At 40.8% G+C, this 15,697-nt stretch carries 12 protein-coding genes; 7 read left to right on the forward strand and 5 right to left on the reverse strand.

Annotation, left to right across the window (positions count from 1 at the left end; genetic code table 11):
• Positions 1-241: 241 nt before the first annotated feature.
• Positions 242-457, forward strand: coding sequence for a hypothetical protein (locus ACLNCN_RS00390; protein ID WP_001130035.1), 216 nt, complete (start codon positions 242-244; stop codon positions 455-457).
• Between the two features lie 89 nt (positions 458-546).
• On the opposite strand, the gene ACLNCN_RS00395 is transcribed toward ACLNCN_RS00390, so the two are convergent.
• Both ACLNCN_RS00395 and ACLNCN_RS00400 read right to left on the reverse strand, forming a co-directional pair.
• The gene (locus tag ACLNCN_RS00395; protein ID WP_000189477.1) at positions 547-1,287 is read right to left on the reverse strand and encodes an amino acid ABC transporter ATP-binding protein; all 741 of its coding nucleotides are present in this window, start codon (positions 1,285-1,287) and stop codon (positions 547-549) included.
• Entirely contained in the window at positions 1,287-2,852 is a 1,566-nt protein-coding gene (locus tag ACLNCN_RS00400) for an ABC transporter substrate-binding protein/permease (RefSeq protein WP_261077954.1), read from the reverse strand. Before ACLNCN_RS00400 ends, ACLNCN_RS00395 begins: the two co-directional genes overlap by 1 nt.
• A gap of 138 nt (positions 2,853-2,990) precedes the next feature.
• On the opposite strand from ACLNCN_RS00400, the gene ACLNCN_RS00405 reads away from it, so the two are divergent.
• Both ACLNCN_RS00405 and ACLNCN_RS00410 read left to right on the forward strand, forming a co-directional pair.
• Positions 2,991-4,880: a DUF2207 family protein gene (locus ACLNCN_RS00405; RefSeq protein ID WP_424844405.1), complete on the forward strand. Its 1,890-nt coding sequence runs from the start codon at positions 2,991-2,993 to the stop codon at positions 4,878-4,880.
• Positions 4,881-4,940: 60 nt separating this feature from the next.
• Complete coding sequence (locus tag ACLNCN_RS00410) at positions 4,941-5,786, forward strand: undecaprenyl-diphosphate phosphatase (protein ID WP_060627483.1); 846 nt, start codon at positions 4,941-4,943, stop codon at positions 5,784-5,786.
• A 32-nt stretch (positions 5,787-5,818) separates the two neighbouring features.
• Here ACLNCN_RS00410 and dinB read toward each other — a convergent pair whose 3' ends face one another.
• On the reverse strand, positions 5,819-6,880 hold the full coding sequence (gene dinB / locus ACLNCN_RS00415; RefSeq protein ID WP_424844406.1) for a DNA polymerase IV: 1,062 nt from the start codon (positions 6,878-6,880) through the stop codon (positions 5,819-5,821).
• A 237-nt stretch (positions 6,881-7,117) separates the two neighbouring features.
• Here dinB and pflB point away from each other — a divergent pair, with 237 nt between their 5' ends.
• Positions 7,118-9,442: a formate C-acetyltransferase gene (gene pflB / locus ACLNCN_RS00420; RefSeq protein ID WP_033686339.1), complete on the forward strand. Its 2,325-nt coding sequence runs from the start codon at positions 7,118-7,120 to the stop codon at positions 9,440-9,442.
• A 273-nt stretch (positions 9,443-9,715) separates the two neighbouring features.
• Here pflB and ACLNCN_RS00425 read toward each other — a convergent pair whose 3' ends face one another.
• Positions 9,716-11,155, reverse strand: a complete 1,440-nt coding sequence (locus ACLNCN_RS00425) for a TrkH family potassium uptake protein (protein ID WP_001043441.1) — start codon at positions 11,153-11,155, stop codon at positions 9,716-9,718.
• A 3-nt stretch (positions 11,156-11,158) separates the two neighbouring features.
• Positions 11,159-12,508 carry a Trk system potassium transporter TrkA gene (gene trkA, locus ACLNCN_RS00430; protein WP_064276391.1) on the reverse strand — a complete coding sequence of 450 codons (1,350 nt, stop codon included), beginning with the start codon at positions 12,506-12,508 and terminating at the stop codon, positions 11,159-11,161.
• Between the two features lie 188 nt (positions 12,509-12,696).
• Here trkA and ACLNCN_RS00435 point away from each other — a divergent pair, with 188 nt between their 5' ends.
• The 3 genes from ACLNCN_RS00435 to ACLNCN_RS00445 all read left to right on the forward strand — a co-directional run.
• Positions 12,697-13,545, forward strand: a complete 849-nt coding sequence (locus ACLNCN_RS00435) for an SAM hydrolase/SAM-dependent halogenase family protein (RefSeq protein WP_033681271.1) — start codon at positions 12,697-12,699, stop codon at positions 13,543-13,545.
• Positions 13,546-13,560: 15 nt separating this feature from the next.
• Positions 13,561-14,106, forward strand: coding sequence for an ECF-type riboflavin transporter substrate-binding protein (locus tag ACLNCN_RS00440; protein ID WP_424844407.1), 546 nt, complete (start codon positions 13,561-13,563; stop codon positions 14,104-14,106).
• A gap of 167 nt (positions 14,107-14,273) precedes the next feature.
• The coding region (locus ACLNCN_RS00445) for an ABC transporter ATP-binding protein (protein ID WP_424844408.1) at positions 14,274-15,697 on the forward strand (1,424 nt) is incomplete at its 3' end.

The raw sequence follows: 15,697 nt of genomic DNA on the forward strand, positions 1-15,697 counted from the left end.
CCTATCAAGAACTGGTATTTGAGAATATGAATATTCTTACAAATAAAAGAGTTAATAATGCAATTATTTTAAAGGCGTTTACTAATGGTTTATAGCAAGCAAAAACCTATATATTATCGGCTTTAATAAGATAGCAATAGAAATATAATTCATTATTTTATTGAATATATGTTTTTTTATTGACAAAAAGCATAAAAGCGTATACAATTAAATATCGTAAATAAGAAAATAGGAGAAAGACATGGCTAAGTCAAACTTTGAAAAAGTAGAATCAGTTGTTGGCTGGGTTCGTGATAAGAAAATCACAGGCTACCGTATCTCTAAAGAAACGAATGCGCGTGAAATGTCTATCATTGCTCTAGCGCAGGGGCGTGCAAAAGTTAAAAATATTTCGTTTGAAACGGCTCTAGGTTTAATTGATTTCTATGATAAAAATCATGAAAAATTTGAAGATTAATCTTTGGATAATGGTGGATTCTTGAATAGGGTCTGCCTTTTCATTTATAGGATAACAAAAAGACTGCACAAGGATGCAGCCTTTTCTTTTTATTTGAGATAGCGTTGAAGGAACTCTTTTGTACGATCTTCTTTAGGATTGGTAAAGAGGTCTTCTGGTTTGCCTTCTTCAGCAATCACACCCTTATCCATAAAGATAACACGGTGAGAGACGTCACGGGCGAATTCCATTTCGTGGGTTACGACAATCATAGTCAAGCCTTCCTGAGCCAGATCTTGCATGATTTTGAGGACTTCTCCAACCATTTCTGGATCGAGAGCTGATGTTGGTTCATCAAAGAGAATGGCGTCAGGATTCATTGAAAGGGCACGAGCGATGGCCACACGTTGTTTTTGACCACCTGAGAGTTGTTTTGGTTTGGCTTGCCAGTAGCGTTCCCCCATGCCGACCTTTTCTAGGTTTTCTTTGGCAATCTTTTCAGCTTCTGTACGTTCGCGTTTAAGGACAGTTGTCTGAGCGACAATTGTGTTTTCAAGCACGTTGAGATTTTCAAAGAGGTTAAAGGATTGGAAAACCATTCCCAACTTTTCACGGTATTGCGTGAGGTCATAGCCTTTTTCGAGGACGTTTTGTCCATGATAAAGGATTTGTCCATCAGTTGGCGTTTCAAGGAGGTTAATGGAGCGTAGGAAGGTTGATTTTCCGCTTCCAGAGCTTCCGATGATAGAGATGACCTCTCCCTTGTGGACAGTCAGAGAAATGTCTTTTAGCACTTCGTTTTGTCCATAGGATTTTTTGAGGTGTTTAATTTCAAGGATTGCTTGTGTCATTATTTCAAATCCTCCGTTTGCATTTGGTTAGCACCTGTAGTATAGGTATCCATGTCCATGCGGCGTTCGATGAAGCGTAGGATACGTGTTACGGTAAAGGTGAGGACAAAGTAAATCACGGCGATGATTGTAAATGTCTGGAAGTATTGATAGGTTTGCGTTGCCACGGTATTTCCTGAGAAATAAAGTTCGACAACAGAGATAACGTTCAATACAGATGTATCTTTGATATTGATGACAAATTCATTACCAGTTGCTGGTAGGATGTTACGGACTACTTGAGGGAGGACAATCTTACGCATGGTTTGGTTATGAGTCATACCAAGAGCAGTCGCAGCTTCAAATTGTCCCTTGTCAACTGCTAGGATACCACCACGGACGATTTCAGTCATGTAGGCACCGGTGTTGATTGAAACGATGAAGATAGCAGCTAGTGTGCGGTCAAGGTTGATCCCGAAAGCTTGGGCAGTTCCATAGTAGATAACCATCGATTGAACGATCATAGGTGTACCACGGAAAATTTCAATGTAGACATTGAGAATCCAGCCGACTAGTTTTTGTAGGCCGTAAATGGCTTTGTTTTCAGAGAGAGGAGCAGTACGGAAGACACCAATGGCAAGTCCAATAATGAGACCTATGATGGTTCCGACGATAGAGATTAAAAGAGTGATACCAGCACCACGCAAGAGTTGTTGCCAGTTTTCAGAAAGAATTTTAGCGACTTGGCTAAAGAAACTACTGCTAGTCTCTTCAGTTGTTGTAGCTTCGGCAGGTTGCTCTTTGATCATACGATCCATCAAGGCAACTTGGTCGTCTTTTGAAATGGTTTCAATGCTGGTATTGATTTGACTAATACGATTGTCATCTTTACGAAGTCCAATGGCAATAGCCGTATCTTCTTCCCCAGTTTTGAAACCTGGTTCTACTTGAACCATCTTGAACTTAGAGTTAGCAGCTTCAGCAGTCAGAGCTTCTGGTCGTTCAGAAACATAAGCATCGATAACACCAGCTTCAAGTGCTTGGCGCATTTGAGCGAAGTCTCCCATGGCAGTTTCTTTTTTAGCGCCTGGGATTTGACCAATCAAGTCATAAAGGTAGACACCTTGTTGAGAAGTGATTTTCGCACCGTTAAAGTCATCCAAAGATTTTGCGCTTGCATAAGTAGAATCTTTTTTGACAAGCAAAACTGGTTCGCTAGTGTAGTAACTGCTCGAAAAGGCAATTTCTTGTTTGCGTTCGGCAGTTGGACTCATACCTGCGATAATCATGTCAATCTTACCAGAAGTAAGGGCAGGGACTAGACCTTCCCACTTGGTTTTAACAACTAAAGGTTCTTTACCTAAGTCCTTAGCGATTTTCTTGGCGATTTGAACATCGTATCCGTTAGCATACTGGTTAGTCCCATCGATTTTGACAGCTCCATTGCTATCATCATCCTGGGTCCAGTTAAAGGGAGCATATGCTGCTTCCATTCCGATGCGTAAATATTCATCGGCTTGAGCAACATTGACAAGTCCCAGCATCAGCAAGAGACCTGTGAAAATAGATAAGTATATTTTTCTCATGATTTCTCCTATTTCTAATCTATTAAAAAATAACTGTCTCCTATTTTATCGAAAAAAACTCTATTTTTCAATATAGGTAAGCCCTTACTTGTGAAAAAATGATATAATGATAGCAAAGATAAAAAGGGGGCTTAGTTGATGAAAAAAACTTTTTTCTTACTGGTGTTAGGCTTGTTTTGTCTTCTGCCATTCTCTGTTTTTGCCATTGATTTCAAGATAAACTCTTATCAAGGTGATTTGTATATTCATGCAGACAATACAGCAGAATTTAGACAGAAGATAGTTTACCAGTTTGAGGAGGACTTTAAGGGTCAAATCGTGGGACTTGGACGTGCAGGCAAGATGCCTAGCGGATTTGACATTGACCCTCATCCAAAGGTTCAGGCTGCGAAAAATGGTGCTGAACTAACAGACGTTACTAGCGAAGTGATAGAAGGAGCAGATGGTTATACTGTTAAAGTTTATAATCCAGGTCAAGATGGTGACACAGTTGAAGTTGACCTCACCTGGAACTTAAAGAATTTGCTTTTCCTTTATGATGATATCGCTGAATTAAATTGGCAACCTCTGACAGATAGTTCAGGGGCTATTGGGAAGTTTGAATTTCATGTAAGGGGAGACAAGGGGGCTGAAAAACTCTTTTTCCATACAGGGAAACTTTTTAGAGAGGGAACGGTTGAAAAGAGTAACCTTGATTATACTATCCGTTTAGACAATCTTCCGGCTAAGCGTGGAGTTGAGTTACATGCCTATTGGCCTCGGGCCGATTTTGCTAATGCTACGGATCAGGGATTGAAAGGGAATCGTTTAGAAGAGTTTAATAAGATAGAAGACTCGATTGTTAAAGAAAAAGAGCAAAGTAAACAACTCGTTAATTGGGTCTTCCCTTCGATACTTTCTATCTCCTTGTTATTGAGTATTTGCTTTTATTTTATTTATAGAAGAAAGACCACTCCTTCGGTCAAATATGCCAAAAATCATCGTATCTATGAACCACCAATGGAATTAGAGCCTATGGTTTTATCAGAGGCAGTCTACTCGACCTCCTTGGAGGAAGTGAGTCCCTTGGTCAAGGGAGCTGGAAAATTCACCTTTGACCAACTTATTCAAGCTACCTTGCTAGATGTGATAGACCGTGGGAATGTCTCTATCATTTCAGAAGGAGATGCAGTTGGTTTGAGGCTAGTAAAAGAAGATGGTTTGTCAAGTTTTGAGAAAGACTGCCTAAATCTGGCCTTTTCAGGCAAAAAAGAAGAGATTCTTTCCAATTTGTTTGCGGATTACAAGGTATCTGATAGTCTTTATCGTAGAGCAAAAGTCTCTGATGAAAAACGGATTCAAGCAAAGGGGCGTCAGCTCAAATCTTCTTTTGAAGAAGTATTGAACCAGATGCAAGAAGGAGTGAGAAATCGGGTTACCTTCTGGGGGCTTCCGAATTACTATCGTCCTTTGACTGGTGGGGAAAAGGCCTTGCAAGTGGGTATGGGGGTCTTGACTATCTTGCCCCTATTTATTGGATTTGGTTTGTTCTTGTACAGTTTGGATGTTTATGGCTATCTTTACATTCCCTTGCCAATACTTGGTTTTCTAGGTTTGGTTTTGGCTGTTTTCTATTATTGGAAGCTTCGACTAGATAATCGTGATGGTGTCCTAAATGAAGCAGGAGCAGAAGTATACTATCTCTGGACCAGTTTTGAAAATATGTTGCGTGAGATTGCAAGATTGGATCAGGCTGAATTGGAAAGTATTGTGGTCTGGAATCGCCTCTTGGTCTATGCAACCTTATTTGGCTATGCGGACAAGGTCAGCCATTTGATGAAGGTTCATCATATCCAAGTGGAAAATCCAGATATCAATCTATATGTAGCTTATGGTTGGCATAGTATGTTTTATCATTCAAGCGCGCAAATGAGCCACTATGCCAGTGTCGCAAATACAGCAAGTACCTACTCCGTATCTTCTGGAAGTGGAAGTTCTGGCGGAGGCTTCTCTGGAGGCGGAGGCGGTGGCAGTATCGGCGCCTTTTAAAGAGAGCTATCACTGGCTGAAAAAATATGCTATAATGGAAGATAGAAAAAGGAGTAATCTATGTATCTTATTGAAATTTTAAAATCTATCTTCTTTGGGATTGTTGAAGGAATTACGGAATGGCTGCCGATTTCAAGTACAGGTCACTTGATTTTAGCAGAGGAATTTATCCAATACCAAAATCAAAATGAAGTCTTTATGTCCATGTTTAATGTCGTGATTCAGCTTGGTGCGATTTTGGCGGTTATGGTGATTTACTTTAATAAGCTCAATCCCTTTAAACCGGGTAAAGACAAGCAGGAAGTTCGTAAGACTTGGAGACTGTGGTTGAAGGTCTTGGTTGCCACTTTGCCTTTACTTGCCGTCTTTAAATTTGATGATTGGTTTGATACTCACTTCCATAATATGGTTTCAGTTGCTCTCATGTTGATTATCTATGGGATTGCCTTTATCTATTTGGAAAAGCGCAATAAAGCGCGTGCTATAGAGCCAAGTGTGACAGAGTTGGACAAGCTTCCTTATACGACAGCTTTCTATATCGGACTCTTCCAAGTTCTTGCCCTTTTACCAGGGACAAGCCGTTCTGGAGCAACGATTGTCGGTGGTTTGTTGAATGGAACTAGTCGTTCTGTTGTGACAGAATTTACCTTCTATCTTGGAATTCCTGTTATGTTTGGAGCCAGTGCCTTAAAGATTTTCAAATTTATAAAAGCAGGACAGCTCTTGAGTTTTGGGCAATTGTTTTTGCTCTTGGTCGCTATGGGAGTAGCTTTTGCAGTTAGCATGGTGGCTATTCGCTTCTTGACAAGCTATGTAAAAAAACACGACTTTACCCTTTTTGGTAAATACCGCATCGTACTTGGTAGCATCTTATTGCTTTATAGCTTTGTCCGTTTATTTGTATAAGAAAAACCTTGAAGGGGCAACTCTTCAAGGTTTTAAAATCCAGTCACGGTAATTCCCAACAGACGGACACCTCTTTCTTTCTCGCTTAACTCTTCATAGAGTTGCAGGGCTATTTGGCTTATCTGGCTAGCATCCTGTGTTTTTTGGGTCAGACTTTTTCGTTTAGTAAGAGTTGAAAAGTCCTCGTAGCGGATTTTCAAAATGACAATTTTTCCAGCTTTTTCTTGTTGACTGAGATTGAGAGCGACTCTTTCTGATAGGAGAGTCAGCTCTTTTTTGATGTCTTCTTCGGCACGGAGAATCTTTCCATAGGTTTTTTCCTTGCCGATTGATTTACGAATACGATTGGATTTGACGGGGGAATTGTGGATGCCTCGAGCCTTTCGATAAAGGTCATAGCCCAGTCTTCCAAAACGGTCTATTAGGGTCACTTCAGGAACTTCAAGTAGATCAGCGCCGGTAAAAACACCCATTTGATGAAGTCTTTCCACTGTCTTTTTTCCTACTCCATGAAACTTGGAAATATCCATTTGTTTTAGAAAGTCCTCAGCCTGGTCAGGTAGAATCACTGTCAGACCATGTGGTTTTTGATAATCACTAGCCATTTTAGCTAAGAATTTGTTGTAGGAAACGCCAGCAGAAGCAGTTAGATGGAGTTCTTGCCAAATATCCTCTTGAATGAGGCGAGCGATTTTGACTGCTGACTTGATACCGAGTTTATTTTCTGTTACATCCAAATAGGCTTCGTCAATGCTCATGGGTTCTATTAAATCTGTATAACGCTTAAAGATAGCTCGGATCTGGAGTCCCACAGATTTGTATTTCTCATAATTTCCTGAGATGAAGACGGCTTGGGGACAACGCTCATAGGCTTCCTTAGAGCTCATGGCTGAATGGACACCAAAAGCTCGCGCCTCATAGCTACAAGTGGAAACGACACCACGCCCACCTGTTTGCCGAGGGTCATTGCCGATAATGACAGGTTTTCCTCTGAGTTTAGGATTATCTCTGATTTCCACCGCAGCAAAAAAGGCATCCATGTCAATATGGATGATTTTTCTTGACAAATCATTTAACAAAGGAAAAATCAACATACCTAGCACCTTTTTACTACTTATTTTCTTTTATTATACCCTTTTTTCTGAAAAAAAGAAAAAAGGACTTTATTTTTTCAAAAATATAATACAGTTTGGGGCAAAATATAGACTGTTTTAGAAAAGAAAGTGTAAAAACAGGGATTTTTCGCTTGTTGAAATCGGTTACTGTATGGTATACTTGTCTCATGAATGTAACAGATGACTGTTACTAGAAAGAAAAAAGAGGACATTAACATGGTTGTTAAGACAGTTGTTGAAGCACAAGATATTTTTGATAAAGCTTGGGAAGGCTTCAAAGGCGTAGATTGGAAAGAAAAAGCAAGTGTATCACGCTTCGTACAAGCTAACTACACACCTTACGATGGAGACGAAAGCTTCCTTGCAGGACCAACAGAACGTTCACTTCACATCAAAAAAATTGTAGAAGAAACTAAGGCTCACTACGAAGAAACTCGTTTCCCAATGGACACTCGTCCAACATCTATTGCTGACATTCCAGCAGGATTTATCGATAAAGAAAATGAAGTTATCTTTGGTATCCAAAATGACGAACTCTTCAAATTGAACTTCATGCCAAAAGGTGGTATCCGTATGGCTGAAACTACTTTGAAAGAAAATGGATACGAACCAGATCCAGCTGTTCACGAAATCTTTACAAAATACGTAACAACAGTTAACGACGGTATCTTCCGTGCTTACACTTCAAACATCCGTCGCGCTCGTCACGCTCACACTGTAACTGGTCTTCCAGATGCATACTCACGCGGACGTATCATCGGTGTTTACGCACGTCTTGCTCTTTACGGTGCAGACTACTTGATGCAAGAAAAAGTAAACGACTGGAATGCAATCGAAGAAATCGATGAAGAAACAATCCGTCTTCGTGAAGAAATCAATCTTCAATACCAAGCATTGCAACAAGTTGTTCGCTTGGGTGACCTTTACGGAGTTGACGTTCGCAAACCAGCGATGAACGTTAAAGAAGCGATCCAATGGGTTAACATCGCCTTTATGTCTGTCTGCCGTGTTATCAACGGTGCTGCTACATCTCTAGGACGTGTGCCAATCGTATTGGACATCTTTGCAGAACGTGACCTTGCTCGTGGTACATTTACTGAATCAGAAATCCAAGAATTCGTTGATGATTTCGTTATGAAACTTCGTACAGTTAAATTTGCTCGTACAAAAGCTTACGACCAATTGTACTCAGGTGACCCAACATTCATCACAACTTCTATGGCTGGTATGGGTAACGACGGTCGTCACCGTGTTACTAAAATGGACTACCGTTTCTTGAACACTCTTGACAACATCGGTAACTCTCCAGAACCAAACTTGACAGTTCTTTGGACTGACAAATTGCCATACAACTTCCGTCGCTACTGTATGCACATGAGCCACAAACACTCTTCTATCCAATACGAAGGTGTAACAACAATGGCTAAAGATGGATATGGTGAAATGAGCTGTATCTCATGCTGTGTGTCTCCACTTGACCCAGAAAATGAAGAACAACGCCACAACATCCAGTACTTCGGTGCGCGTGTAAACGTATTGAAAGCCCTTCTTACTGGTTTGAACGGTGGTTACGACGATGTTCACAAAGACTACAAAGTATTTGACATTGAACCAATCCGTGATGAAGTTCTTGAATTCGAATCAGTTAAAGCTAACTTTGAAAAATCTCTTGACTGGTTGACTGACACTTACGTAGATGCTTTGAACATCATTCACTACATGACTGATAAATACAACTACGAAGCTGTTCAAATGGCCTTCTTGCCAACTAAACAACGTGCGAACATGGGATTCGGTATCTGTGGATTTGCTAACACTGTTGATACATTGTCAGCTATCAAATACGCTACAGTTAAACCAATCCGTGACGAAAATGGCTACATCTACGATTACGAAACAATCGGGGAATACCCACGTTGGGGTGAAGATGATCCTCGTTCAAACGAATTGGCAGAATGGTTGATCGAAGCTTACACAACTCGTCTACGTAGCCACAAACTTTACAAAGATGCAGAAGCTACAGTTTCACTTTTGACAATCACATCTAACGTTGCTTACTCTAAACAAACTGGTAACTCACCAGTTCACAAAGGTGTATACCTCAACGAAGATGGTTCTGTGAACTTGTCTAAACTTGAATTCTTCTCACCAGGTGCTAACCCATCTAATAAAGCTAAAGGTGGATGGTTGCAAAACTTGAACTCACTTTCTAGCCTTGACTTTAGTTACGCAGCTGACGGTATCTCATTGACTACACAAGTTTCACCTCGTGCTCTTGGTAAGACTCGTGATGAACAAGTTGATAACTTGGTAACAATCCTTGATGGTTACTTCGAAAACGGTGGACAACACGTTAACTTGAACGTTATGGACTTGAACGATGTTTACGAAAAGATTATGTCTGGTGAAGATGTTATCGTACGTATCTCTGGATACTGTGTAAACACTAAATACCTCACTCCAGAACAAAAAACTGAATTGACACAACGTGTCTTCCACGAAGTTCTTTCAATGGATGATGCCTTGGATGCGTTGAACTAATCAAGTTCTTGAATAATGAAATAAGGAACCCTCGGTCAGTCGACTGAGGGTTTTTGGGTAAAATCCCTTCAAAGCACGTCAGTTTTATCTGCAATCTCAAAGCGGTGCTTTGAGCAACCTGCGGCTAGCTTCCTAGTTTGCTTTTTGATTTTCATTGAGTATAAGTCAGGATCTGAAGTGTCTCGCTTGGTTTAAAAAGAGTCGGTTGAGTTTCGGTAAGTATTTGAAAATAAAAATACCACACTTTGTAGGTTTACAAGGTGTGGTTGTATTTTATCTCTTAGACCAAGTTCTCTTCATAAAGAGAAGTAGGATTGGGTAAATCTCCAAGCGCCCTGCAATCATTGCAAAGGAGAGGAGAATTTTTGAGATAGGACTAAAGATTGAGAAGCTAGAAGTGGTTCCTAGAATAGGTCCGATATTATTGAAACAGCTAAAGACAGCACTGGTTACAACCAGAAAATCATTGCTATCTAGGCTGACAATAAAGATAAGGGATAGCAAAATCATAGAATAGATGACAAAGTACTTGAGAATCTTATGCTGGGTATCTTTGTCAATCACCGTTTTATTAACATGGAGGGTCAAAACACGGTGGGGAGATAGGATTGACAAAATCTGATTTTTAGCAATTTTTGAAAGGATGAGGCCTCGAATAACCTTAAGTCCACCTGCGGTTGAACCAGCAGAACCACCGATTCCCATGAGGAAGAGGAGGATAAACTGGGAGAAGAGGGGCCAGTTGGTAATATCTCCGTAACCAAAACCAGTCGTCGTAATGATATTGGAAACTTGGAAGAATGCCATTTCAAAACTCTTTGAAAATCCTGGATAGAGATAGAGGGTATTAAGGCTAATCAAGCCTGTAGAAAGCAGTACAATGACCAAGTAAGCTCGAAGTTCTTCGTCACCAAAGAAGGCCTTGACGCGACGGAGCATGAGGTAGTAGTAGAGATTAAAATTTACCCCAAAAACCAAAACTCCGATACTAACTAGATAGGTAATCAGTGAGCTACCATAGTGGGCGATTCCATCGTTATAGACTGTAAAACCTCCTGTACCTGCTGTTCCCATGGCAATGACAAAACTATCAAATAGGGGCATGCCAGCCAGATAATAGATGATGACAAAGAGGGAGAAGAGAGCTAGATAAAGGAGATAGAGAATCTGGGCAGTGTTTTTTAGTTTGGATACTACTTTACCAAAAACAGGGCCAGGAACCTCAGCCTTCATCACTTCTAGGTGACTATTCTTGGCATTATCCATAATAGCAAGTGCAAAAACAAGCACTCCCATCCCTCCAATCAAGTGGGTAAAACTTCGCCAGAAGAGGAGGGAACGACTGAGGACCGAAACGTCGTTCAGAATAGTTGCTCCAGTAGTTGTAAAGCCAGAACTGATTTCAAAAAAGGCATCGATAACGCTGGGAATTTGCTTAGCAAAAACAAAGGGGAGACCGCCAAAGAAGGACCAAAGTATCCAACAGAGGGCAACAATCAAGACTCCCTCCTTGGCATAAATCCGTTGATTTTTGGGCTTTTGTAAAATTCCTGAACCGCCTAGTAATACGAGAATCCCTATTGTTGAAAAGAGGGCCGTAAAGACTTGGCTCGATTCACGGTAATAGACAGCGACAGACACAGGAACCAAAAGAAGAACAGCTTCAATCAAAAGTAATTTTGAAAGGAGGTAACGAATCATACTTTTATTCATTTCTTACCTCGCGATCAAGTCATAAATCTTGGTGATGTTTGGCAACAAGGTTGTTACTAGGAGCTTGTCTCCAACTTCCAACATATCCTCCCCAGTAGGGAAAATAGTCTTGCCCTTTCGAATGATGGCTGCAATAAGAACCCCTTTTTTCAATTTCAGTTGAGAAAGAGGTTTGGCAGTCATTTTATTAGCTTCCTTGATATGGAATTGCAGAGTCTCGATTTGACCATTGGCTAGATGGTGCATGGCTTGAAGGTCTGAATACTGGGCATTAACCCGACCACGAATAAAGTGCATGATTGTATCTACAGCAATACTTTTAGGTGTGATGATACTTGAAAAATCAGGCGCATTGATAATCTCGAGGAGACTGGTACGATTGACCTTAGTAATATTTTTCTGTACACCTACCCTGTCAAGGAACATAGAGGTAATCAGATTTTCCTCATCGACCCCTGTTAGAGTCGCAACGGCATCATAGTTTTGAGCACTTTCTTCCAGCAGGATATCTTTTGCGGTACCATCTCCTTGAACGATGTAGAGGTTTGGGAATTTCTCGCTAAAGAAGCTAGCGATTTCAGGATTGATTTCAATAACCTTGGTATCAATACGACTGTCTTTTAGGATACCTAGTAGATAATAGGCGATTCTACCAGCTCCAACAATAAGAAGGCTCTTCACGGCACGAGATTTAAAATAATTATGGAAGAGCATCATATCAACACGGTTACCAGTGACAAAGATTCTATCTTTATCCTGTATGGTCATGTCACCGCTTGGAATGATAATTTGATGATCCCTCTCTATCGCACAGACAATGACATTGCCAAATTTTTTCCGAAAATCAGAAATGGGCATTTGGCAAAGACCACTGGAGGATTTAACAGTGAATTCCATCAAGCTGACCCGTCCACCAAAGAAACGTTCGACAGAGAGGGCGTTGGGGAAGTCAATGATATTCGCGATAGCGCGGGCAGCCAAGAGCTCAGGGTTAACGATAAGAGAAAAACCGAGAATATTCTTTTCCTTGAAATAAGAGTTAGAATATTCAGGATTCCGCACCCGAACGATGGTCTCTTTAGCTCCCATTTTTTTGGCTAGAACGGCTGCAATCATATTCACTTCATCGTATTCAGTAAGGGCGATAAAGATATCACAATCCTGGACACTGGCTTGCTCAAGGATGGTAAAATCGGCCCCGTTACCAAGGATACCCATGATATCAAAGCGATTAACAATATGATTGAGGACAGCTTCGTCTTGCTCAATCAGTAAAACATCATGCTTTTCTGCAACCAAGGAGCGACAGAGGGCAAAACCAACTTTTCCCCCTCCGACAAGGATAATTTTCATATTAAAACCTACTTTTTCATGATGTAACTATCATACCTTTTTTCAAGAAAAAATGCACCTACTAGCTAATCACCAGAGTTTTTAGTAGGAAATTTGCTATAAGGTAAAACTATACCCTAATCAATTGAAATAGCTATTAGCACCTTTCTCTGAAATATGGTATGATAAAGGATATACAAGGAGATAAAATGAATAATAATTTACTGGTATTACAATCAGACTTTGGTCTGGTTGATGGTGCGGTATCGGCTATGATTGGAGTGGCTTTAGAAGAGTCTCCAACCTTAAAAATTCATCATTTGACGCACGATATCACGCCTTATAATATTTTTGAGGGGAGCTACCGTCTCTTTCAGACGGTGGATTACTGGCCTGAGGGAACGACATTTGTATCGGTGGTCGATCCAGGTGTCGGATCGAAACGTAAGAGTGTAGTTGCCAAGACTGCAAAAAATCAATATATTGTTACGCCAGACAATGGGACTCTTTCTTTTATCAAGAAACACGTTGGCATTGTAGCTATTCGTGAGATTTCTGAAGTGGCCAATAGACGTCGAAATACAGAGCATTCTTATACCTTCCACGGTCGTGATGTCTATGCCTATACTGGTGCTAAACTGGCCAGTGGTCACATTACTTTTGAGGAAGTAGGGCCAGAGCTCAGTGTGGATCAGATTGTGGAGCTTCCAGTCGTAGAGACCATCATTGAAGACCATTTAGTAAAGGGAGCTATTGATATTCTGGATGTGCGTTTTGGTTCGCTTTGGACCTCTATCACGCGAGAAGAATTTTACAAGCTGGAACCAGAATTCGGTGACCGTTTTGAAGTGACTATCTATCATGCAGATATGCTGGTCTATCAAAATCAGGTTGTCTATGGCAAATCATTTGCAGATGTGAGAATTGGGCAACCCATCCTTTACATCAACTCCCTCTATCGTTTAGGTCTGGCTATCAACCAAGGTTCCTTTGCTAAGGCCTATAATGTGGGTGTCGGTTCATCTTGGACCATTGAAATAAAGAAAATAGAATCATAAAATAGGAGAATATAGATGAAAAATCAATCAATTAAACAAGTTGTTGCTATCGGTGTTGGAGCTGCGCTCTTTGTTGTCATCGGGATGATCAGCATTCCGACACCTGTTCCAAATACAAGCATCCAGCTTCAGTATGCGGTACAGAGCCTCTTGTCTATCATTTTTGGCCCTCTAGTGGGATTACTTGTTGGTTTAATTGGGCATGCAGTGAAGGACTCTCTTGCTGGCTACGGTCTTTGGTGGACTTGGATTATTGCTAGTGGTCTCTTTGGTCTAGCCGTCGGACTCTTTAGAAAATACATTCGAGTAACACAGGGTGTTTTTGAGTTGAAGGATATTGTTTTCTTTAACCTCATTCAGATTGTTGCAAATGCTCTTGTTTGGGGTGTTTTGGCACCACTTGGAGATGTTGCGATTTATCATGAAGCGGCAGAAAAAGTATTTGCACAAGGAATTGTTGCAGGTATTGGTAATGCTGTAACTGTAGCTATCGCAGGTACCCTTCTCTTGCTAGCTTATTCACGTACGCAGACTCGTTCAGGAAGTTTGAAAAAGGATTAACATAAAGGAAAAGGCTGGGCAACCAGTCTTTTTGCTGTTTATAGGCTAGTCGGGTAAGCAATTTAGGCTAGGAATCTTGTTGGCGCTAAGTTTTTAAGAGAAGAGTCTGCAAGAAGGGTTCGATTTATGATAAAATAGAAGTCTAAGAAGCGAATGAAGAGAGTAAGATGAAAGAAGCTATAATTGAGTGGAAGGATTTCTCTTTCCGGTATGAAACGCAACAAGAACCAACCTTGCAAGGGGTGGATTTGACTATTTATAAGGGAGAGAAAGTCTTAATTGTTGGGCCATCTGGCTCAGGCAAGTCTACCTTGGGTCAGTGTTTGAATGGAATTATTCCCAATATTTACAAGGGTCAGATGTCTGGAGAATTTTTGATCAAGGGGCAAGCGGCCTTTGATATGAGTATCTATGATAAATCTCATCTGGTTAGCACGGTTTTGCAGGATACAGATGGGCAGTTTATCGGCTTATCTGTGGCAGAGGATTTGGCTTTTGCTCTAGAAAATGATGTAACAAGTCTAGAAGAGATGAAAAGCCGTGTTCATAAATGGGCTGAAAAGCTGGACCTTCTCCCTTTATTGGCTCAGCGGCCTCAGGATTTGTCAGGTGGACAAAAGCAGCGAGTCAGTCTGGCTGGTGTCTTGATTGATGAGAGTCCGATTCTTTTGTTTGATGAGCCACTCGCCAATCTGGATCCCAAGTCAGGTCAGGATATTATCGAATTGATTGACCAGATTCATAAGGAAGAAGGAACGACGACTCTTATTATCGAGCACCGTTTGGAGGATGTTCTACATCGCCCTGTGGATCGGATTGTCTTGATAAACGATGGTCGTATCCTCTTTAATGGTATCCCTGACCAACTACTGGCGACTGATTTATTGACACAAAATGGAATTCGGGAACCCCTTTATCTAACCACTCTCCGTCAATTAGGTGTGGATTTAGACAAGGAAGAACAGTTAGCAAATTTGGACAACTTGTCTATCTCAAAAGGCCAGGTTCAGTTGCAGACTGAATTGGTAAAAGAAACCGTAGAATTGCAGTCACTCTTTAAATTAGAGGACGTGTCCTTTTCTTATGATGATAGACCGATTTTAAAATCTCTTCATCTGGATATTAAAAAGGGTGAAAAGATTGCCATTGTCGGAAAAAATGGAGCAGGGAAGTCAACTCTAGCCAAGGCTTTGAGTAGTTTTATTCAGACTGAAGGTCGCTATCTTTGGGAAGGGCAGGATATAAAAGGAGATTCTGTTGCAGAACGGGCGGAACGAGTAGGCTATGTGTTGCAAAATCCTAATCAAATGATTTCGACCAACATGATTTTTGATGAGGTGGCTCTGGGACTTCGTTTGCGAGGTGTGGACGAGCAGGAAATTGAAACGAGAGTCTATGAAACCTTGAGAATTTGTGGTCTCTATGAATTCCGTAATTGGCCCATTTCTGCCCTGTCATTTGGTCAGAAAAAACGTGTCACTATTGCATCGATTTTGGTCTTGGGGGCTGAAATTATCCTCTTAGATGAACCGACAGCAGGTCAAGACCAGAAGAATTATACTGAGATTATGGAATTTCTCGAAGAGTTGCA

The organism is Streptococcus sp. CL8.13 (genome assembly GCF_049737895.1).

Coding starts and splice junctions, on each gene's coding strand:
- ACLNCN_RS00390 (WP_001130035.1), top strand. CDS start 242: ATGGCTAAGTCAAACTTTGAAAAAGTAGAATCAGTTGTTGGCTGGGTT.
- ACLNCN_RS00395 (WP_000189477.1), bottom strand. CDS start 1,287: ATGACACAAGCAATCCTTGAAATTAAACACCTCAAAAAATCCTATGGA.
- ACLNCN_RS00400 (WP_261077954.1), bottom strand. CDS start 2,852: ATGAGAAAAATATACTTATCTATTTTCACAGGTCTCTTGCTGATGCTG.
- ACLNCN_RS00405 (WP_424844405.1), top strand. CDS start 2,991: ATGAAAAAAACTTTTTTCTTACTGGTGTTAGGCTTGTTTTGTCTTCTG.
- ACLNCN_RS00410 (WP_060627483.1), top strand. CDS start 4,941: ATGTATCTTATTGAAATTTTAAAATCTATCTTCTTTGGGATTGTTGAA.
- dinB (WP_424844406.1), bottom strand. CDS start 6,880: ATGTTGATTTTTCCTTTGTTAAATGATTTGTCAAGAAAAATCATCCAT.
- pflB (WP_033686339.1), top strand. CDS start 7,118: ATGGTTGTTAAGACAGTTGTTGAAGCACAAGATATTTTTGATAAAGCT.
- ACLNCN_RS00425 (WP_001043441.1), bottom strand. CDS start 11,155: ATGAATAAAAGTATGATTCGTTACCTCCTTTCAAAATTACTTTTGATT.
- trkA (WP_064276391.1), bottom strand. CDS start 12,508: ATGAAAATTATCCTTGTCGGAGGGGGAAAAGTTGGTTTTGCCCTCTGT.
- ACLNCN_RS00435 (WP_033681271.1), top strand. CDS start 12,697: ATGAATAATAATTTACTGGTATTACAATCAGACTTTGGTCTGGTTGAT.
- ACLNCN_RS00440 (WP_424844407.1), top strand. CDS start 13,561: ATGAAAAATCAATCAATTAAACAAGTTGTTGCTATCGGTGTTGGAGCT.